The 18,161-nt window shown below is 60.9% G+C and carries 26 protein-coding genes and 1 tRNA gene; 13 read left to right on the forward strand and 14 right to left on the reverse strand.

Translation table 11 applies throughout. The annotated features are described in order from the left end of the window. Positions 1 to 11 precede the first annotated feature (11 nt). Positions 12 to 518 (forward strand): Lrp/AsnC family transcriptional regulator, encoded by a 507-nt coding sequence (locus tag ACIQTW_RS04355; protein ID WP_026539896.1) that lies wholly within the window; start codon positions 12 to 14, stop codon positions 516 to 518. A gap of 10 nt (positions 519 to 528) precedes the next feature. Here the strand turns inward: ACIQTW_RS04355 and ACIQTW_RS04360 are convergent, their stop codons facing one another. Continuing rightward, positions 529 to 1,764 carry an MFS transporter gene (locus ACIQTW_RS04360; RefSeq protein WP_402934111.1) on the reverse strand — a complete coding sequence of 412 codons (1,236 nt, stop codon included), beginning with the start codon at positions 1,762 to 1,764 and terminating at the stop codon, positions 529 to 531. Positions 1,765 to 1,938: 174 nt separating this feature from the next. On the opposite strand from ACIQTW_RS04360, the gene ACIQTW_RS04365 reads away from it, so the two are divergent. Genes ACIQTW_RS04365 through zapE form a run of 4 tightly spaced genes read left to right on the forward strand, consistent with a single transcriptional unit; the run spans position 1,939 to position 5,050 of the window. Next, positions 1,939 to 2,454, forward strand: coding sequence for an Lrp/AsnC family transcriptional regulator (locus ACIQTW_RS04365; RefSeq protein ID WP_402934114.1), 516 nt, complete (start codon positions 1,939 to 1,941; stop codon positions 2,452 to 2,454). A gap of 19 nt (positions 2,455 to 2,473) precedes the next feature. After that, positions 2,474 to 2,899 (forward strand): DUF1761 domain-containing protein, encoded by a 426-nt coding sequence (locus tag ACIQTW_RS04370; RefSeq protein WP_402934117.1) that lies wholly within the window; start codon positions 2,474 to 2,476, stop codon positions 2,897 to 2,899. 10 nt (positions 2,900 to 2,909) lie between these two features. Then, on the forward strand, positions 2,910 to 3,905 hold the full coding sequence (gene corA, locus ACIQTW_RS04375) for a magnesium/cobalt transporter CorA (protein WP_091468841.1): 996 nt from the start codon (positions 2,910 to 2,912) through the stop codon (positions 3,903 to 3,905). A gap of 41 nt (positions 3,906 to 3,946) precedes the next feature. Beyond that, the gene (gene zapE / locus ACIQTW_RS04380; protein ID WP_402934121.1) at positions 3,947 to 5,050 is read left to right on the forward strand and encodes a cell division protein ZapE; all 1,104 of its coding nucleotides are present in this window, start codon (positions 3,947 to 3,949) and stop codon (positions 5,048 to 5,050) included. A 40-nt stretch (positions 5,051 to 5,090) separates the two neighbouring features. On the opposite strand, the gene ACIQTW_RS04385 is transcribed toward zapE, so the two are convergent. The 6 genes from ACIQTW_RS04385 to ACIQTW_RS04410 all read right to left on the reverse strand — a co-directional run bounded on the left by ACIQTW_RS04385 (position 5,091) and on the right by ACIQTW_RS04410 (position 9,287). Further along, complete coding sequence (locus ACIQTW_RS04385) at positions 5,091 to 5,621, reverse strand: ferritin (protein WP_091468845.1); 531 nt, start codon at positions 5,619 to 5,621, stop codon at positions 5,091 to 5,093. Positions 5,622 to 5,693: 72 nt separating this feature from the next. After that, complete coding sequence (locus tag ACIQTW_RS04390; protein WP_402934125.1) at positions 5,694 to 6,065, reverse strand: fluoride efflux transporter FluC; 372 nt, start codon at positions 6,063 to 6,065, stop codon at positions 5,694 to 5,696. Continuing rightward, the gene (locus tag ACIQTW_RS04395) at positions 6,062 to 6,505 is read right to left on the reverse strand and encodes a fluoride efflux transporter FluC (protein WP_402934128.1); all 444 of its coding nucleotides are present in this window, start codon (positions 6,503 to 6,505) and stop codon (positions 6,062 to 6,064) included. Before ACIQTW_RS04395 ends, ACIQTW_RS04390 begins: the two co-directional genes overlap by 4 nt. Beyond that, positions 6,492 to 7,013 carry a universal stress protein gene (locus tag ACIQTW_RS04400; protein WP_402934130.1) on the reverse strand — a complete coding sequence of 174 codons (522 nt, stop codon included), beginning with the start codon at positions 7,011 to 7,013 and terminating at the stop codon, positions 6,492 to 6,494. Before ACIQTW_RS04400 ends, ACIQTW_RS04395 begins: the two co-directional genes overlap by 14 nt. Positions 7,014 to 7,042: 29 nt before the next feature. After that, positions 7,043 to 8,746, reverse strand: a complete 1,704-nt coding sequence (locus ACIQTW_RS04405) for an ABC1 kinase family protein (RefSeq protein WP_402934133.1) — start codon at positions 8,744 to 8,746, stop codon at positions 7,043 to 7,045. A gap of 4 nt (positions 8,747 to 8,750) precedes the next feature. After that, entirely contained in the window at positions 8,751 to 9,287 is a 537-nt protein-coding gene (locus ACIQTW_RS04410) for a PadR family transcriptional regulator (protein ID WP_309073161.1), read from the reverse strand. A 195-nt stretch (positions 9,288 to 9,482) separates the two neighbouring features. Here ACIQTW_RS04410 and ACIQTW_RS04415 point away from each other — a divergent pair, with 195 nt between their 5' ends. Continuing rightward, a complete protein-coding gene (locus ACIQTW_RS04415) occupies positions 9,483 to 9,830 on the forward strand; it encodes a PadR family transcriptional regulator (protein ID WP_402934136.1) in 348 nt (115 codons plus the stop codon). Next, complete coding sequence (locus ACIQTW_RS04420; protein WP_402934139.1) at positions 9,827 to 10,354, forward strand: hypothetical protein; 528 nt, start codon at positions 9,827 to 9,829, stop codon at positions 10,352 to 10,354. The genes ACIQTW_RS04415 and ACIQTW_RS04420 overlap by 4 nt, the downstream gene beginning before the upstream one ends. 50 nt (positions 10,355 to 10,404) lie before the next feature. Here the strand turns inward: ACIQTW_RS04420 and arr are convergent, their stop codons facing one another. Beyond that, positions 10,405 to 10,815: an NAD(+)--rifampin ADP-ribosyltransferase gene (gene arr / locus ACIQTW_RS04425; RefSeq protein WP_402934142.1), complete on the reverse strand. Its 411-nt coding sequence runs from the start codon at positions 10,813 to 10,815 to the stop codon at positions 10,405 to 10,407. A gap of 342 nt (positions 10,816 to 11,157) precedes the next feature. Here arr and ACIQTW_RS04430 point away from each other — a divergent pair, with 342 nt between their 5' ends. From ACIQTW_RS04430 to ACIQTW_RS04440, 3 genes are all read left to right on the forward strand, one after another. Beyond that, positions 11,158 to 11,289 (forward strand): hypothetical protein, encoded by a 132-nt coding sequence (locus ACIQTW_RS04430; protein WP_402934145.1) that lies wholly within the window; start codon positions 11,158 to 11,160, stop codon positions 11,287 to 11,289. Between the two features lie 35 nt (positions 11,290 to 11,324). Continuing rightward, positions 11,325 to 11,696, forward strand: a complete 372-nt coding sequence (locus ACIQTW_RS04435) for an Hpt domain-containing protein (RefSeq protein ID WP_402934148.1) — start codon at positions 11,325 to 11,327, stop codon at positions 11,694 to 11,696. 96 nt (positions 11,697 to 11,792) lie between these two features. Next, positions 11,793 to 12,260, forward strand: a complete 468-nt coding sequence (locus ACIQTW_RS04440) for a hypothetical protein (protein WP_402934151.1) — start codon at positions 11,793 to 11,795, stop codon at positions 12,258 to 12,260. A 34-nt stretch (positions 12,261 to 12,294) separates the two neighbouring features. Here ACIQTW_RS04440 and ACIQTW_RS04445 read toward each other — a convergent pair whose 3' ends face one another. The 6 genes from ACIQTW_RS04445 to galU form a co-directional block, all read right to left on the reverse strand. Continuing rightward, positions 12,295 to 12,639: a DUF1905 domain-containing protein gene (locus ACIQTW_RS04445; protein WP_402936228.1), complete on the reverse strand. Its 345-nt coding sequence runs from the start codon at positions 12,637 to 12,639 to the stop codon at positions 12,295 to 12,297. Further along, positions 12,603 to 12,675 (reverse strand) — tRNA-Ala (locus ACIQTW_RS04450). Before ACIQTW_RS04450 ends, ACIQTW_RS04445 begins: the two co-directional genes overlap by 37 nt. A gap of 36 nt (positions 12,676 to 12,711) precedes the next feature. Beyond that, the gene (locus ACIQTW_RS04455; RefSeq protein ID WP_402934154.1) at positions 12,712 to 13,524 is read right to left on the reverse strand and encodes an SDR family oxidoreductase; all 813 of its coding nucleotides are present in this window, start codon (positions 13,522 to 13,524) and stop codon (positions 12,712 to 12,714) included. Positions 13,525 to 13,530: 6 nt separating this feature from the next. Then, the gene (locus tag ACIQTW_RS04460) at positions 13,531 to 14,421 is read right to left on the reverse strand and encodes a hypothetical protein (protein ID WP_402936230.1); all 891 of its coding nucleotides are present in this window, start codon (positions 14,419 to 14,421) and stop codon (positions 13,531 to 13,533) included. Between the two features lie 145 nt (positions 14,422 to 14,566). Then, positions 14,567 to 15,178, reverse strand: coding sequence for a GNAT family N-acetyltransferase (locus ACIQTW_RS04465; RefSeq protein ID WP_402936232.1), 612 nt, complete (start codon positions 15,176 to 15,178; stop codon positions 14,567 to 14,569). A gap of 11 nt (positions 15,179 to 15,189) precedes the next feature. Continuing rightward, the gene (galU, locus tag ACIQTW_RS04470; protein WP_402934157.1) at positions 15,190 to 16,095 is read right to left on the reverse strand and encodes a UTP--glucose-1-phosphate uridylyltransferase GalU; all 906 of its coding nucleotides are present in this window, start codon (positions 16,093 to 16,095) and stop codon (positions 15,190 to 15,192) included. Positions 16,096 to 16,222: 127 nt separating this feature from the next. Here galU and ACIQTW_RS04475 point away from each other — a divergent pair, with 127 nt between their 5' ends. The 3 genes from ACIQTW_RS04475 to ACIQTW_RS04485 all read left to right on the forward strand — a co-directional run bounded on the left by ACIQTW_RS04475 (position 16,223) and on the right by ACIQTW_RS04485 (position 18,148). Beyond that, positions 16,223 to 16,822 (forward strand): 5-formyltetrahydrofolate cyclo-ligase, encoded by a 600-nt coding sequence (locus ACIQTW_RS04475; RefSeq protein WP_402934160.1) that lies wholly within the window; start codon positions 16,223 to 16,225, stop codon positions 16,820 to 16,822. A gap of 185 nt (positions 16,823 to 17,007) precedes the next feature. After that, on the forward strand, positions 17,008 to 17,277 hold the full coding sequence (locus ACIQTW_RS04480) for an FmdB family zinc ribbon protein (RefSeq protein WP_402934162.1): 270 nt from the start codon (positions 17,008 to 17,010) through the stop codon (positions 17,275 to 17,277). Positions 17,278 to 17,341: 64 nt separating this feature from the next. After that, the gene (locus ACIQTW_RS04485; RefSeq protein WP_402934165.1) at positions 17,342 to 18,148 is read left to right on the forward strand and encodes a Flp pilus assembly protein CpaB; all 807 of its coding nucleotides are present in this window, start codon (positions 17,342 to 17,344) and stop codon (positions 18,146 to 18,148) included. Positions 18,149 to 18,161: the final 13 nt, after the last annotated feature.

The following is an 18,161-nucleotide window of genomic DNA, read 5'->3' on the forward strand; positions in this document are numbered from 1 at the left end:
CAGGAGGATCCGTGAGCAACCCCACGAAGAATGTTCGGTCAAGCCCGGGCAGCGCAGAGCCGCTCGACGCGATCGACGAACGAATCCTCGCCGCGTTGGTGGACGACGCCCGGATCTCCAACAAGCAGCTGGCTGAACTTGTAGGAATCGCCCCCTCCACTGCCCTGATGCGCACCAGGGCGCTCTCCGAACGGGGAATCATTGAGGGATTTGAAGCGGTATTGAGCCTGCCGGCCATCGGCCGTTCTGTTCAGGCCCTCATTGCGGTTCGCCTCCGCGCCCATGACCGTGACCAAATCGACCGCTTTACGGCGCGGGTTCCCAAACTCCCGGCCGTCATTTCCACTTTCCACACCACCGGTTCAGTGGACTACCTGCTGCACATCGCCGTCGCCAATACGGACGACCTCCGCAACTGGCTCCTGGACAACCTCGCCACCGATCCCGTGGTGGGTCACACGGAAACCACCATGGTGTTCCAGCACATTCCCGGCAACCGGGGACCGCTGCCCGAATAAACGGAGCGGCTCAGGAACGCAAGGCGCTTCGAAGGGACACCGCCGCAAGCGACAAGGCAGCCAGGCCGCACAAGGCAGTGAAACCCAGGACGGCGGGCTGCAGGCCGAGCGCCGAGACAGCCAGCCCCAGGCCAATCACCGGAACAGCGCTCCCCAGATACGTGATGACGTAGACGGTGCTGATGACCTGGGCGTGGCGGGCGGCTTCCACTTTCCCGGCCACTTCGTTGAATACCTGTCGAAAAGCAATCCCTTGTCCCACTCCGGCGGTGATGCTTGCTGCCACCAGCAACCAGGGGCTGGACCATGCTGCGGCGGCTCCCACCAAAACAACCGAGACCCCCAGTACGGCAAGCGCCACGGGGACAACGAAACGTCCGCGTGCACCCAGCAGTTGGCTCAGGGCTGAAGCTCCCAAAGTGACGCCGGCAAGCAGTCCGATCAGCGGCCTGGAATCGGCGTGGACAACGCTGGCGAAATACCCGGGCGCCAAGGACAAGCAGAAGCCGAACACCGCGAAACTCAGGAACCCGGTAGTCGAAGCCATCCAGAATGCTCCGCGCGCATCATGCGATATGGACGGTTTCCGGGGGGCAAGGACCTTCAGTGGCTTCGGTCCTTCCGCCGGTGCGATGGCTGGCCTGGCTTTCAGCAGCCACAAGGGAATGAGGGCAGCTACCAATACCGCGGAGTGCACATAGTACGGAGTGCGCGTCGCGTCCGGCAGGAGCGACAATAGACCACCGATTGCAGGGCCCGCGGCCACGCCGCCGGCAGAGGAAAGCAACGTAAAGCGGGACGCCCAGTCGGGCCGCTGGGGCAGTAATTCGCGCAGTGCAGCGGAACTGGCTCCCGTGGCTAGTCCAACCGCCACGCCTTGCAGCGCCCGGCCAAGGGACAAAGTGATGAGAGTGTCCGCGTTAGCGAAGATGACGCCTCCGGCCAAACCGACGAGGACAGCGAGCACCAGCGCTGCCCTCCGCCCGATGTGGTCCGACCAATGGCCCGCCACCATAAGAACGGCTACGAGTGCGAGGACGTAGCTGGAGAACGCAACCGTCACGCCGAGCGAAGACATGCCGATCCTGGCTTGCAGCAACGGGTACAAGGGCGTAGCCAGGTTGGCGCCAACCAGCAGCGTAAAGATTACAACCCCGGCCAGGACCAACCGTGCAGTGGTGGAGGCATCCCATCCCCAACGTTCGGCGGTAACCGGACGCATGCGGAGTTCGCTCAAGACAGTCATTTTCCATGCCTTCGGACTCGGTGGCCGGACTGTTTGTTTCCTTGTGAGAATTGCAGCCCAGCTATGTAGTAATGGCAATAGAATGCAGTAGCACTGATCTTTGAGGACTATCAGAATGCAAGAATTGAGCAAAATACTCAAAGTAGTACGAGCCAAGTGAGCTGGAGTGACCATTTGAACACCCTTGACCCCCTGGACCTGAAGATCCTCTTGGAACTGATCAAAGACCCCCGCATCCAGATCGCGGAGTTAAGCGACGAACTGGGCATAGCCCGCAATACGGCGCAAAGCAGGGTCAAGCGCCTTCTCCGTTCAGGCGTGCTACAAGCCGCTGGGCGGGAAGTGGACCTCGAAAAGGTGGGCTACGACGTCGTCGCTTTTGTCACGATTGAGGTCACCCACCGGGAACTCGATGGTGTCATCGGCGCCTTGCGCCTGATCCCCCAAGTCTTGGAGGTCCATGAAATCTCCGGCCGCGGCGATCTGTGGTGCCGCGTGGTGGCAACGGATACGCACAACCTTCAGTCAGCTTTGCGGTCAGTGCTTCGCACCAAGGGAGTTATCAGGACCGAAACCGTACTTGCCCTGCACACCCATATCCCGTACCGCACTGAGCCACTCATCGGGAGAATGGCTGCAACACCAACACGGTCCAGGCAAGAAGGCCGGAGCGCAAGCCCGGAGGGCTGAACGCACTAGGCTTTTAGGCATGGATTGGCTCTCACACATCTCCCAGATCAACTGGCTCGCCGTACTGCTGGCCTTCGTTTCAAGCATGGTGATCGGCTTCGTCTGGTACATGCCGGCTGTACTTGGTCGGAAGTGGATGCAGGCAATCGGCAAAACCGAAGACGACCTCAAGAACATTGAAGGCGGCGCAGGCATCTGGGTTCCCATGATGGTGGCAGCTGCCGTGACCAGTATTCTCCTCGCTCTCCTCATCAGCGCCCTGGACCTCAACACTTTCCTTGCCGGCGGTGTCTTCGCGCTGATCCTTGCCTTCGTATTCCGCGCCGGCGGCCATGTCATTCATAACGGCTTCGCCGGGCGCCCATGGGCAGTGACCCTCATCGACTCCGGCCACGACATCGTGGCAATGACCGTCGCGGGCGCCATCATCGGGGCCATGCAGTAGCGTTCAACCAGTGACCATTATCGACAACGCCGTATATGTAGACGGCGTACGCACTGCCACCCCGCAAAACCTCGAACAGACATTTGAGACACTCGCGGAACACGGCGGCATGGCTTGGATCGGCCTCTACCGTCCCACCAAAGACGAAATGGCCGCCGTCGCCGAAGAGTTCGGGCTTCACGAACTCGCCGTGGAAGATGCCGTCTCCGCTCACCAGCGACCCAAGCTGGAGCGCTACGACCACAACCTGTTTACGGTCCTCCGTCCGGCGCGGTATCTGGACGAAACCGAAACTGTGGAGTTCGGCGAGCTCCACGTCTTCACGGGACCGAACTTTGTGGTGACCATCCGGCATGCCGAAACCGGTGGCGTGGCCCGGGTGCGCAAGCGGCTGGAGGAACGCCCGGATCTCCTCCGCCACGGCCCTGAGGCAGTGCTGTACGCCCTCCTGGACCAAGTAGTGGACGACTACGCCCCTGTGGTTGCAGGTCTTGAAAACGACATTGACGAGATTGAGGACCAGCTCTTCAGCGGCGACAGCGCCGTATCTCGCCGTATCTATGAGCTCGCCCGCGAAGTCATCCAGTTCCAGCGTGCCATTCATCCCCTGCCGGACATGATGGTGCTCCTGGAGAAGGGCTTCGAAAAGTACGGCGTGGACATCGAGCTGCAGCGCTCTCTCCGGGACGTCGAGGACCACGTCCAACGGGTGATCTCCAGGGCCAACTCATTCCGGGATCTCCTTCAGAACGCCCTCACCCTCGACGGAACGCTGACCGCCAACCGCCAGAACGAGGCCAGCGCTGCCCAAAACGAGCAGGTCAAGAAGATCTCCTCTTGGGCGGCAATCCTCTTCGCTCCATCCTTCGTGGCGGGCGTCTACGGAATGAACTTCGACCATATGCCTGAGCTGCATTGGGACTTCGGCTATCCCCTGGCAGTTGGGCTCATGTTCGGCGCCGCGTTGCTCATGTATGTCATCTTCAAACGCAAAGGCTGGTTGTGACGCCGCCGTTGAGGCATAATCCGCGCACTTCGCGGGACGTCATGAGGACTTTGGTTGAGGGCATGGAGCACGACGCCGCGCGGTCTGGTTTTGAGCTTGAATCCAGCCAGCGGCAAGCAGCCGAGCGATTGGCAGCCTTCGGCGCCCAGGTAACCCGCCGCCGTCGGGCGCTCCCTAGGACGCCGCCTCGAAGCCTCTACCTCCACGGACCTGTCGGCCGCGGTAAAACGTGGCTGATGGACAGCTTCTACGGACGGCTTGATGTGCGGAAGCGGCGTATCCACTTCCACGATTTTTTTAGAAAGCTCCATAGCGGCGCGCATGGCTTGGAGTCCGGCAATGGACCAGCAATCCAGCGGTCAGTGGACGCGTTGCTGGACGGCGTTGAGGTTCTGTTCTTTGACGAGTTCCACGTCCATGACATCGGCGACGGCATGTTCATTTCCCGCTTGCTCCGGGCTGCGGCGCTGCGTCGGGTTCCCCTTGTGGTGACATCCAACTACGCCCCGGACGACTTACTGCCCAATCCCCTATGGCATGACCATTTCCTGCCCACCATCGAGGCGATCAAGGAGATGATGGATACCGTGGAAATCAGTGGCGCCTCGGATTTTCGTCGCTATCCGGTTGCTGGAACCGACCACGCTACCGGTGTTGGTGCGTTCCGCTCAGGCCGCATCGTTTCGCCCGGCACACCCCGACAACTGGGACGCCTGGGCCTGTTCCGGCCAATGCCCCCGCAAAGCCGCGTTTTGACCCCCACCACCCAACCGATCGTGGTCAAAAACTCCGATCCGGATCTGCTGTGGGTTGGATTTGAGGACCTGTGCGGCGGATTGACCTCAACATCGGACTTTCTCGCCTTGGCTGAAACATTCAAGACATGGGTCATTGACGACGTTCCCTCGCCGGCGGATGCCGCTGCGTCCGCACCAGCCTGGCAGCGGTTCAGCAACGTGGTGGATGTCCTTTACGACCAGGACATCACGCTGTTCCTGGTGGGCTATGGACCTCTCGACTGGGACGTTGAGCCAAGCGGCACTGCCCTGCCCGTAGACCTTGCGCGCATCGCCAGCCGTTTGTCCTTGTTGAGCCGCTCCCATCCTGACAAGGACATGGACAGCGAAGAGGCCGCCGGAAGCTAAGCATCCAGCGGCCCCTTGAGGTAATTATCCGAGGCGGGTACTAGATGACCCCGCCGGCGGCCGATGGCGCGCTGGTGTCGTGTCCGCCGTCGCCTACGGTTTCGCGCGCGACGTAGTTCTCGATGTCGAAGAGGTTCTCGGCACGTTCCGTGATGTTCAGCAACGTGGTCATTGAGGCAACTTCCTCGACCTGTTCCTTGAGGAACCACAGCATGAACTGCTCACCCAAAGCATCGCCCTCTGCACGGGCAACGCGGAACATCTCCTCAATGCTCCGGGTGACTTCCTTTTCCTGCTCCAAGGCGAGTGCGATGGGCTCCTTGGCGTTACTGAAGTTGTTGCGCACCGGTGCGATACCCGGGATCTCCACGTGCACGTTGCGGTCCAGCATGTATTGGACCATCATCATGGCGTGATTGCGCTCTTCGAGGGACTGGCGATAGAAGTGACGGGCCAGCTGCGGCAAGTCTTCGCCATCAAAATACACAGCTACTGCGATGTATTGCTGGGAGGCCGCAAATTCATTGGCGACCTGGGCGGACAACAGCTCATTGAAAGTCTTCTTAGCCATGGCTCGATCCTACAGCCGGGCCATGACACTTTTGTGGGTGAGCTTCGCCACTGCTGAAGCCATAAACTTGGCTCAAGCGAGCATCAGGCCGAACCCCACTCCTGCCGCTGCAGCAAGAACGCTTGCCGCCATGGATCCCAAGCCGTTTATGAGCGCCAAGCCCGTCCTGCCGCTCTGGATCAGCCGGATGGTCTCCAGGCTTGCCGTGCTGAACGTTGTGTATCCACCCAGAAATCCTGTTCCCACCACCAAGAACAGGGACTCTAGTGCTTGGCCCCGCATCAGCAGTCCGGCAAGGAACCCGAGCGCCAAGGAACCCGAGACATTGATCAGGATGGTTCCCCACGGGAGGGCCGTCTTGAGTCGCTGCCTGATGAAACCATCAACCATGAACCTGACAGCTGCGCCGATTCCGCCCGCGAGCGCAAGAACTATGACAGTCACTTTTGACGTTCGGTTGCACGTCGATGATGCCAGGCACCCAACCATATGCCCGCAGTAGTGGCCGCGGCCCCACCGAGCATGCTCGCAGCCAAGTATCCGGCAGCTCCAAATGCCTCGCCCACCGTAAACAAGTGGACTGCGTCCAAGGCGAGGGTGCTGTAGGTGGTGTATGCCCCCAGGAACCCCGTCCCCAAGGCGAGCCGCAAAACCCGGCGACTTCCGACGTCGGGCCCTCTGCGGGAGAGCCCTTCAAGAAGGGCGCCCAGTGCCAACGCACCGGAAAGGTTGATGACCAGGATGGGAAGCGGCCAAGCATTTGGCGCCGGTATCACCAGGCCAAGTCCGTACCGGGCGAGCGCTCCGAGCACTCCGCCGGCTGCCACTATGCCGATGAATCCCCACTGGAGATGGACTGGTTTTGTTGCTTCAGTCGTCGTCATCGTCGTCCGGGACCCTGGGGTTCACGGGGACAACGAGCACTGGCAAGTCCTGGCGATGGAACAGATGCCGGGCAACGGAACCCGCCGTCAGCTCCTTGAGTGCAGCCGTTAGTTTATGCTCCCGCGTACCTACCACGATCATGGAGGCGCCGATATCCCCGGCCTCGCGGCCCAAAGCACGCGCGGGCTCCCCCGCGAGCGGCACGATGGACCATTCGACGTCCCGGCCGGCCAGTTGGTGGGCAATGGTCGCTTTCAGTGATTCCGGGATTCCTTGGGCCGCGGCAACCCCATCAGGATCAATCGGGGCGGCGCGCCCGCCCGTTGTTCCGTCCACGGGATACACGGTGACATCCGCATAGGCGCAGACCAGTGGAACACCCGCGCTGGCGGCCACCTGCGCTGCCCGCTCCACGACGATGGCATGTTGCCCGGGCATCACCCCCACCAGGATGGGGCCGGACATGCTGCCGGAGGCCTCGGGGCGTGGGGCGGGAGTCTCAGTCACAGGGCAATTCTACGACGACGAAGGTTGGCTCACAGATGACCCCGGCCGGACCACAAGCCATAGAGCAGCGGAACCACCGACCCGATCATCAGCACGTCGCCGAGCACTAAGTCGTCTGCCCGAATCACGGATCCAGCTACCAGCATCGCTCCGAAGATCAGCGCACCCACGGCTCGCTTTAGTAAGGCGATAATGCGGGCCATTTGTCGTTCCAGTCGCCGGTTGGTTACCTGAAGTGATCCGTCCTCGAGCTTGCTGACCAGTCCGTCGAGCCTTTTCGGCAGGCGTAAGGCGACCGCGGCGGCGTCGAACGCCTGTGCAGCGACGTCGTTGACGAGATTACCGCGCTCATCGCGCAGCAACTGCGCCGCATACGGTTCCACGGAATCCCACAAATTGAAACGGGCATCCAACGAACTGCACACCCCCGACGTCAGCGACATCGCCCGGATGATGAGCAGGAAATTCTCCGGCAGCTGAAACGGAAGCGACCTGATCACAGTGCCGAACTCCGCACCAAAATCACGGAATTCCCGCGGATCCACGTCGCGAAGTTCAGCGAAACCCATCCCGCCAAAACGCGCGAACAGCTGCGTCATGGCCCGCTCCAACTCGGCAGTATCAGCCGAGGGCATCAAGACGCCGACGTCACTGATAGCGGCGACAAGGCCCTTTCCATCCCGCGAGGCAGCCGCGATCAGGAGTTTACGCAGACCGGTCCTGGTCTGCGCAGGAACCTCACCCATCATCCCGAAATCAATGAACGTCAGTTTCCATGGATGTGCCGCGGATCCGGCATTGGGTGTGACAAAGATATTGCCGGGGTGCGGATCGGCGTGGAAGAAGCCTTTGGTGAACAACTGATCAAACATCACTGAAGCGAAAACAGGGGCAACGGAGGCGGGGTCGATCCCCGCCATGCGCAGCGACTCCGCGTCCGTGATCTTGATGGCTGTGACATCTTCCAAGGTCAGCACGCGGCGTGTGGTCCGTTCCCAGACCACCCCCGGCACCGTTACCCGGGCGTCGTCGACGAAGTCAGCAGCAAAGCGCTCTGAATTTGCTGCCTCGTTCAGGTAGTCGATTTCCTCGAGACTGGTCTGGGCGAACTCTTTGATGAGGGCGGGCACATCAGCCCGGTTTGAGACGATACGAATGCGGCTAAGCCAGCCACCCACTCTCCTCAGGGCAGCGAGATCGACGTCCACAATGGTATCGATGCCCGGTCTCTGCACTTTGAAAACCACACTGCTGAGGCCAGTGTCTTCAGCGTTGCCGGGGAGCAATTTCGCCCGGTGGGCCTGCCCGAGTGACGCGGCTGCGATGGGAGTTTCCTCGATCGAAGCGAACACTGCTTCCAAAGGCGCACCCAGTTCGGCCTCAGCAAGTGCGCGAATGGCCGGAAAGGGGACCGGAGGGACTTCGTCCTGAAGGCCCTCCAGCTCGGCAGTGATCTCGGGCGGGAGAACATCTAGCCTGGAAGACATGAACTGGCCCACCTTGATCATCAAGCCGCCAAGTTCCACCGCAAGACCATGGAAGCGTTGCGCGAAGCGCCGCATCCTTTGCGCCCGGTTGCGTTCAGTCAGCCGGCGGAGCCCGACTCGAGGCAGGAACAACTCGAACCACCACGTGACCAGCAAATGCCATGCGGCAAATCGCAGTATTCGACGATATCGGGTTCGGGCCTCACCGGCCAAGGGATCCGTCCGATCGAGTCGAACCGATGTCACCCCTTCAGTCCTGGGCGAGGATCGAGTACAGCCGACGGCGTGCGTCTTCCAACACCGTCACAGCTTCCTGCACCTGCTTCGGCGTTCCCGTACGACCCACCTGGGCCGCTGCCTGAGCAAGCTCAACCCCAGCCTTGGGCAGTGCACCAAAACCGGGAGCGTTACCAGCGGATTCCCAAGGCGCTGCTGTTTCGGCACTTGCAACGTCCTCGCGGCCGGCTTCAGTGAGGGAGTAGATCTTGCGGCCATTCGATTCCTCGGTGCTGACGAAACCCTCGTCTGCCAGCAACTGAAGGGTGGGATAAACGGAGCCGGCGCTTGGCTTCCAGCTTCCACCGCTCCGCTCTTCGATTTCACGGATGATCTGATAGCCGTGCATTGGACGCTCGGCGAGGAGGGCCAGAATGGCTGTCCTCAGCTCGCCCCGCCCAGCCCGGGTGCCTGAACGCTTCTCGAAGCGTGACCGGAACTCCTCCACGGCTTGCCACATGCCGTCCAGGTTGTTTCCCATAAATCCGTTTGCGGGGAATGAATTATGCATCAGGCTCACCTCGGTATGTCGCGAACGATACTGAACGATAGCTAACGATATACATGCCGAGTCCCTGAAAACAATGGCAGGGCACTTTGCGCAGGGCCGGACAGCACTTCTGGGTGATGCCGTCCGGCCCCTGCCGCGGATCCTTGGGCAAGACTCGGGCTTGTCGAAGACTACTATTCATGTTTCAGTAATACTATGTCCAGAATTCAGGCGCAGCAGGACGCCCAGATGGTTCGATCAGCCCTGCCACTACTTGCGCTTACCTTGATCGCTGAGGAGGAATCCTACGGGTACCAATTGATAGAGCGGCTGGCCAACCTTGGACTGAATGTCACAACCGGTTTGGTCTACCCGGTCCTCAGCCGCCTTGAACGCGACGGCTTGGTCAGCACGCGGATGGTCGCTTCGACCTATGGTCCTCCGAGGAAGTACTTCGCCCTTACTACGTTGGGAGAAACAGCCCAAGCATCCGCCATGGATCAGTGGCGGCTCGTAAACTCCGCTATCCAGAAAGCAACTGAGAAGGGTATCTCCAAAACATGAGCAGTTTAGAAGCGGCCGACCCGCCCCGGAGGTCACTCCGCGACCGGATACAGACAGATATTTACCTCACCCGCCTTGACTGGCACCTCGAAGCAGTTTTGGCAGGCAAAGAACGCCGGGCCGTAGTCAAAGAACTGCGGCAGGCATTAGCCAGCGACCCGCGGGAAACAACATTAGGCCTTCGAGATCTCGGGTCACCTAAAGCGCTCGCCCGACAGTACGCCATCGACGATGACCGCCAGCCGCTGTGGTCCATCGGTATCATCACCGCAGGGCTGGCGCTGCTCGTCTACTGGGCCCTGTTCCTGGCGTTCAGCTTCGGCATGGTCGCCGCCGTCGATGCGAACGCGCCTATGGAAGCCCACGCCTCATTCCTGTTCGTAAACGTCACCGCTTTCGCATCTACCGAAGCCGTGGGCATGGGATGGACGAGCAGTTGGGCTTGGCTTTTTGTCCCTGCCATCATCGCTTTCGCAGGGCTTCTCCTGGGTGCCCGCTCATGGCGCATCATCAGTCCTCGATAATCCGATCGGGTCCCAGGTGCCGCGTCCGTAGAGTGGTCCAAGCGAATTTGTCAGTTGATGATGTCGCCGCGGTCATCCGCAGCGATTGCCGCGAGTCGCTCTCGCCACTCCTGCAGCGCTTGGGGAGTCAGGCGGGTCCAGTCAGTCACTTCTTCAATGACCTTGAGCGGGGCGCTGCTGCGGAATGATCGGGTGGGGTTGCCCGGAAATTTCTTGTCGGTCACGTTCGGGTCGTCCTCGAACGCTCCGGTGGGTTCAACGGCATAGACGCGCGGCTCCCCGTCACCGGCCGCGAGCTCGGCAGCCAGACCCGCACCATCCCGGAGAGCCGTGAAGTAGATATGGTTCATCACCACTTCAGGCCGGTAGTTCGACCTGAAGCCTGGTCGCAGGAGATCCCCCTCCCTAAGATCGGCCTTCGTCCCGTGATAGAAGGGACCCTCGTCCAGCGGTTGACTCACAGCTACAGCCTACTTGCAAGCGCAGGGGCCACTTCCAACCGGGACCTGTGCCCGCATGGGTTGTAGTCAGCACTCCCCTTGGGAGTCTTGATGATTTCCTGAGGAATAGCAGGATTTGTTCTTGATCCGTGCCCGGCACAGTAGTTCACAGCAACACATGGAGCCTAACGGTTCCACCCAAGGCCCCGGGGGCCGGACTGTTTGCCCTTCAGGCCGGTCCCCGGTCCATTGTCTTGATCATGCGGACGATTTCCTGAGCCAGTCTTGACCCCATAGTGCGCCCTGCCTTGAGCCAGACCGCACACACTCAGAGCACAACGAACACTCGAAAGGAACGCGGGCATGAGCGCACTGAGCACCATCTCCACTCCCGCCCGTTTACGGTCGGCGTTCCGCCGCGAGATATACGCGAGCCACCCAGACCCCCGCTGCGGAGCAGCCCGCAGCGGCAAGCACGTCAGGGGCCCAGGATGAAGCCACCACGTAACCCCGGCCCGAGTGAATGGGACGTGAGCAGAATCCAATCCCTCGCCGATGAACTTGGTGACCCGGGACCCGCCCTGAGGTTCTTGGCGAAGTACCTCTCGATGCTCCCGGAGCGGGTGGAAAGAATCGTTCACGCATTTGAGGAACATGACGAGTCCGAGACCACGACAGCCTTGCTCAGCCTGAAGATCAGCTCGGCAATGGTCGGTGCCCTGGAAACAGAGCACCAATGCCGGGCCATCGAATCGATGATCCGGGACAACCACTTCGACGACGCAACCCAAGCACTCCCGGCCCTGCGACAGACAGCGGATCGCTGCTTGGCGTCACGATCCGACCTCCTCCGGGCAGCCCAAGTTTCATTGGGCCGGCGCCGTAAATTCTTTCATTCTTGAGCGGACCTTGAGTGTTCACCGGGGCCATTCCTGAGACCGAATGGGCACACTTGGAGCAGAACAAAGGACCACGCTACGGGAACGAGGAGCACGCGCATGCAGGGCAAGGGCATCATCTGGCAAGTACCGGCCATCATCATGGCCGCGATACTCCTCCTGATGGGTGCCCAGGTTTCACCCGCGCACGCGCGGTTCAGTGACACCGATACCGGGGCGATGGCGGTCACGGCCGCTCGTATTCCGGCCCCGGCAGCCAATACTGTGGCTGTAGCCAAAAGCTGCGATTCCTTCCTCTGGTTCGCCCAAGCCAGGATAAGTGTCACCAGTTTCCCGGCTGTTCCGTTCGCCAACTACCACGAGCTCAAGGTCATCGACCCGGATGGCGTCGTGCAGTTCAGTGGCGATATGAGCAAAAGCTCCGGACGTTCCTACAGCTCGGGGGTCCAGAGCATTGGCAGTTTGTCAGGGACGTGGACCTACCAGATCCGTGGTTACTACAAGGTCCCCAACTCCACCAATCTCTGGGTCGGGCAGCCCCTCAGCGGCACACTGAATTGCCCCTAGCGGCAACTACCCGGGCTGAAACGGGATAATCCAGTCAGTTCAGGCGCTGAGTGAGGTGAACTTCCACGGCGTCACCGTCGTCCTTCCCAATGGCTTTGCGAATAGGAGCAGCAACTGGCCGTTTGTGTGTGCCGTCTCCCAATGCCATGAAGGCTCCAGTAAACGGGTGCCCGTCTACTGTTCCGGCCACTTTGACCAATCCACGGGTTCCAAAGATTGTCGCTGAGTCGGGTAACTGAACACAGGTCCAAGCGTCACCTGGTCGGACTTTGCCCAGTGGGACTACTTTGCCTGAACTTCCGGGGGCGTTGTTCGTACACGAACGGGTGCCTGTTGCAACTGTGGAGCTAAGGAGATTCGAACTCCTGACCTCTTCGATGCGAACGAAGCGCTCTACCGACTGAGCTATAGCCCCTGAACCAAGCTAAACTGCCCGGCCAGTTTCCTTAGGCTACAAACTTTCCTCGTGCTTTTCCAACCACGACACGAATGTCTCCCTGCCATACGGCCGCTCTGAAGTCAGGTTGTGGCCAGCGCGAAGGAAGTCACCCATCGGCCCGGGCAAAGGCAGCTCAATAATCTTGCCCCTCGAGCCCATTACTGACTTCCAGGATTCTGCCATCTGCCGCATTGTGAGGGTTTCCGGACCCGCAACTGTCCACAAATGATGCCGCTCAGAATGCGACTTACCCTGCCAATCACCCACAGCAGCCTCAAGCAACGCGGCTGCAACATCCACCGGCGCGATCGACTGGAACCTGGCGGCTTTGAAAGTGGGAATAAGCCGTACCTTTGCACCAGCCGCGAAAGTCTTTGCCACCAAGCCATGAAACTGAGTCGCCCGGACCACCACGGTCTGCAAGGGCGACTCGGCGTAATTCCGTTCCTTCGCGGCTTTGGAAGCGTAGTAGGGAAACGAGCTCAGATCGCAGTTGATGATGGACAGCGCCACAGCCTTGGGGACACCAGCCAGATGCGCCGCAGCAAGAAGTCTGGCGCCGCCGTCGGCAAACTGCTTTTGGGCTTTACCAAGCTGCCCTTCAAGGCAGTCAATAACGACGTCGGCACCCGCCACCGCAGCTGCCAAGCCATCCCCGGAGGTGACGTCGCCGGCGAAGTATGTGGCGCCGTCGTGGTACTTCGCTGAGCCCACAGGCGGCACGTGGCGGCTCAGGACCGAAACCTGGTGCCCCTTCGAAAGGGCGAGTCGGACCAGTTCACGACCTACCTGGCCAGTGCCACCCGCAACGCACAGCGTGGTCATGTGAGGTTAGGCGCGGCGACGCTGCAGGACATCGTCCAAGTTGCTCAATGCGCTATTGCCCTTGGCAGATGCGACTGAAGCAGCGGCAACCTCAGATTGTTCAACATTCTGCTTCAGGACAGGCTTGCCCACAGGCTTTGGTGCCTCGGGTAGGTCCAAGGGCTCCGGAGCTGGACGCGGTGCTTTAGCCGCAGCCACGTACGTAGGCTTCGGGACCTCGACTGGCTGCCACGTCGCGCCCTCCGAATCCTTGGCATCCTCAGCAGATTTGTCTCCCGCGGCAATAGCAACGGCCAACGCCGCCTGCCGCAGTTCCACCGCAGATAGGCGGGCAGCCTCACGGCTGGTGGCTTCGGCGTCGAAAACCGTGGTTTCCTTCGCCTCCACAGCCGGTTCCTTCGGCAGGTATCGCGCAGGTGTCGGGATGGGCGAGGCTTGGGCAGCACGTCGGGCCCGGCGTTCGCGAAGATCCCTTAGTGCTAGCTTCCGCAACGTTACGACGGCGAGCACCGCACCGATGAGCGAGACCAGCGGCAACCAGACAGATCCGATCCCCAGAATTCTGAGGACTCCGGAGACCGCAGCTGTCACCAGCAGGGCAAGGGCTGCCAAGGCCAGCGTTAGCCGGGCATAGCGAATAGTGAACGGAGTGGTGGGTACCTTCCCAAGGGAGGGCTCGGCCGCGCGGGATTCCTGGGGCGACGCCGGTGCTTTGCTGTGCATGGTCTCCATCGGTTTCTCCTGCTGAGGTGCCAAAGTCAGTACCACCCCTGCCTGCGTTTCGTCTGGTTCGTCGTCAAAAGCCTCTGCTGGAACAGCGGCCGTTTGGACTTGTTGCCGCCTGTTCCGCAGAACGTAGGGCGCCACCCAGACCATCCACAGCGCGACAGTGACCACGAGTATCACTGAGCTGCTGAGAGGGAAGTCCACATTCAAAACCGTAGAAGCAAATCGACGGGTGCGGCGGCATTGCGGCCGGTGTGTCGTCGGCGAGTCCGCAAATGATTGGAGATACGGGCAAAAAGGCCGATGACCTGCCCATTTATCCCCTGAGCCACCGACGCAGAAGGCCTTCCGGGACTTCCTCGGAGGTCAGTGCGAAAGAGCGGTGGTCAGCCCATTCACCGTTGATGTGCAGGTACCGCTCCCTATAGCCCTCGTCCCGGAATCCAAGCTTCTCCACCACCCGCAAACTCGCTGAGTTCTCCGGGCGGATGTTGATTTCCATGCGATGCAGTCCCAGCACCCTGAAGCAGTGGTCCGTAGCCATCGCAACCGCTGTTGGAGCAATGCCGTGGCCGGCACGGTCCTTATCAACCCAATATCCGAGGGTAGCCATCATGGCCGATCCCCAAACGATGGATGAAACCGTCAATTGCCCGATGATTTTTGGTTCACCAAAGCCATCGGTTCGCTCAACAATGAGGAAGGGCAGAGCGGTGGACTGCCGGGCTTGTTCATTCAAGGAACCCACCATTTGGCGGTAGCTGGGGAGGCGCCCACCCGGGGCCGGATTGGACGCCTCCCATGGCGCGAGCCACTCGCTGTTCCGCGAACGCACTTCGGACCATTCCCGCTTATCGCGGTAACGGATTGGCCGAAGCAACAGGTCTCCGCTTTCCAGCGTCACCGGCCAGATCGCAGAGCCGTACATCATGAGTTTGTTTATTTGGGAAGTGCGGCTGTGAAGTTGGGCAGCCACTCGCGAAGCTCAGGACCCAGGTCTTCACGTTCGCAAGCAAGCTCGATGCACGCCTTGAGATAGCTGAGCTTGTCACCGGTATCGTAGCGACGGCCGCGGAAGACAACGCCATAGACGCCGTAGCCTTCGCCCTCACCAGCAGCAAGAACTTCCAGGGCGTCTGTCAGCTGAATCTCACCGCCGCGTCCGGGTGCAGTCTTCTCCAGGACATCGAACACAGCCGGGTGGAGCACGTAGCGCCCGATCACGGCAAGGTTGGACGGGGCCTCTTCCGGAGAAGGCTTCTCGACGAGCTGCTTGATGCGCACGTAGCCATCCTCGCCGTTGTCCTCAACGTCGGCGCAACCGTAGGAGCTGATCTTGGAAGGCTCCACCTCGATGAGGGCAACCACGGAACCGCCGGTCTTCTGCTGAACCGCGATCATTTCGCTCAGCAGGTCTTCGCGGGCATCGATCAGGTCATCGCCCAGCAAGACGGCAAAGGGCTCGTAGCCAACGTGCTGCTTTGCACGGAGAACTGCGTGGCCCAGACCGTTCGGGTCACCCTGACGGACGTAGTGAATGTCGCCGAGGTTGGTGGCGGATTGAATGGCCTCAAGCTTGGCTGTATCGCCCTTTTCAGCCAGGGTCGCTTCCAGAGCGGGCACACGGTCAAAATGGTCTTCCAGTGCACGCTTGCTGCGCCCCGTGATCATCAGGACGTCGTGCAGGCCCACCTTGACCGCTTCTTCGACAACATACTGGATGGCCGGCTTGTCTACTACGGGCAGCATTTCCTTCGGCATGGCCTTAGTGGCGGGAAGGAACCGGGTGCCGAGGCCCGCTGCGGGGATGACGGCCTTACGGACAGCGTTGTTTTCTAGAGTCACCGGACTAATGTAACGGAAGGAACACAATATCGGCTAAACCCCTCGCCGCGCCGGGACGCAGTTTTCGTCCTGGGAGCGGACAGCCTCTGCTCGTTAGCGCGCAGGGAGAACCTCAGATCGGACACATATGGCATCCAAGGAAGACATCCGCAGCAGTCGGCGTCTACACAGGCGAACTCTCACTCCGGAGCACATAGCAGCAGCAGGCGAGTCGCTTGCCCTGTACGGGACAGCCTGGGCAGCGCAGGTCTCCCCCAACGGCGCCGCTACTTTCGCTGTGTACCTCGGCGTGGCCTTCGAACCGCCCACAATCCCCCTCATCAAGTCACTGCACGAGGCCGGGCATCAAGTGCTGTTGCCTGTGTGCGAGCCTGGCCGACTGCTGAGCTGGGTGTACTGGACACCTTCCACGGCCTTTGTCAGGTCCGCCTTTGCGCCCATAGACGAACCGGAGGGTGAACGCCTGGAAAGCTCGGTGATCGCCAAAGCTGCAGGGATCTTCATGCCCGCCACCGCAGTGGACCGGGGCGGAAACCGCATTGGCCAAGGCGGCGGCTACTATGACCGACTTCTCCAAGGCCTCGATGCGGCCGGTCTGCGGCCGCCGACCATCGCAGTGGTGTACGACGACGATTTGTTGCCTTCAGGCGCCATTCCCGCCGAGGCGTTTGATCGCCCGGTGCGTCAGGTCCTGACCCCCTCGGGTGTCGTCCAACTCCATGACTGAGCGATGCCCTAGTGGCTGCTGCCCGGCTGACGGCTCCTGGCCCGGCAAGTGAGGTCCGGCACATCGGCTGGTACAGCCCACAGGGACCGATGATAGAATTAGCACTCAGGCCCTGCGACTGCTAAGGCGGAAATTCTCCGCCGGTGTTGCACAGGACCTGAACTTTGTCCTAAAGGAGGAACTCAGTGCCCACATACGCATACGCCTGCAAAGACTGTGACCATGCCTTTGACATCGTCCAGTCCTTTTCTGACAACTCCTTGACGGAGTGCCCCGAGTGCAAGGGCGCGCTTCGCAAGAAGTTCAACAGCGTCGGCGTCGTCTTCAAGGGCTCCGGGTTCTACCGGACTGATTCCCGCGATGCCAAGGGCAGCACGGTTTCGGCCGCACCAGCTTCACAAGCCGCCCCGGCTGCTCCTGCAGCAGCACCAGCAACCGCAGCTGCAGCCAGCTAGAGGTTTTCCACATAGGGCACCGGACCACTGTCTGTGGCCCGGGGACGCTGGCTAACGTGGCAGGATGCCATCCACATCCCGCAGAGCCCTCCTCGCCCGCGCCGAGCGTTCAGCAGCCACCGGTGAACGGCCGCCGCTGAACCGCTTTCCGGCCCCACCACTCAATTCCCGAGCCGGAAACACATCACCGTTCAGCCGACATCATCCCAGGGATCATGTTGGTCACCGATGGCGGCGGGTGGGCTTTGGATCCTGGATTTCACGCAATCGCCGCCTGGCAGTTGCCCTTCTGCTGTGCGTGGCTGCCGGCATCGCAGTCCAGCAACTTACACCTGCGTCAGAGCAGCACGTGCGCGTCGTCGTAGCAGCCCGCGACCTGCCGACAGGCAGCAGCCTCACAGAATCTGATTTCACCAGCGTTGGAGTGCCATCCGATCTCGCAATTACCGGATCCGTGGATAATGTCGGCACCCTTGTTGGCCGCCAGCTTGCCTCGCCCCTCCGCAGAGGGCAGATACCCTCAGAGGCCAGCCTGCTGGGTCCTGGACTCCTGACGGGCGCACCCGTGGGCTCGGCAGCGGTCCCCCTCCGGATGGCTGATCCCTCATCCATCCAGCTTCTCTCCCCCGGCCAGCTGGTGACAGTAGTGCTTACGGCCGCTAGCTCCCATGACGAGTCACGGCCAAGCCAGGTTCTTGCAGGCCCGGTGCCCGTTCTCTGGACATCGGCCCAAGGCGGCAAGCCAGGGGAATGGTTAGGGACGGGCGAAACCGATGGCTTGGTGGTGGTGGCAGCCGATCCCCAACAAGCAGAAAAGCTTGCCGGCGCATCAACGCAAGGCAAGCTTTTCTTCGTGTTGGTCAGCCCCTAGTGGCCAAGGCAGC

It is taken from the genome of Paenarthrobacter sp. NPDC090517 (assembly GCF_044769165.1).
GTDB lineage: Bacteria > Actinomycetota > Actinomycetes > Actinomycetales > Micrococcaceae > Arthrobacter.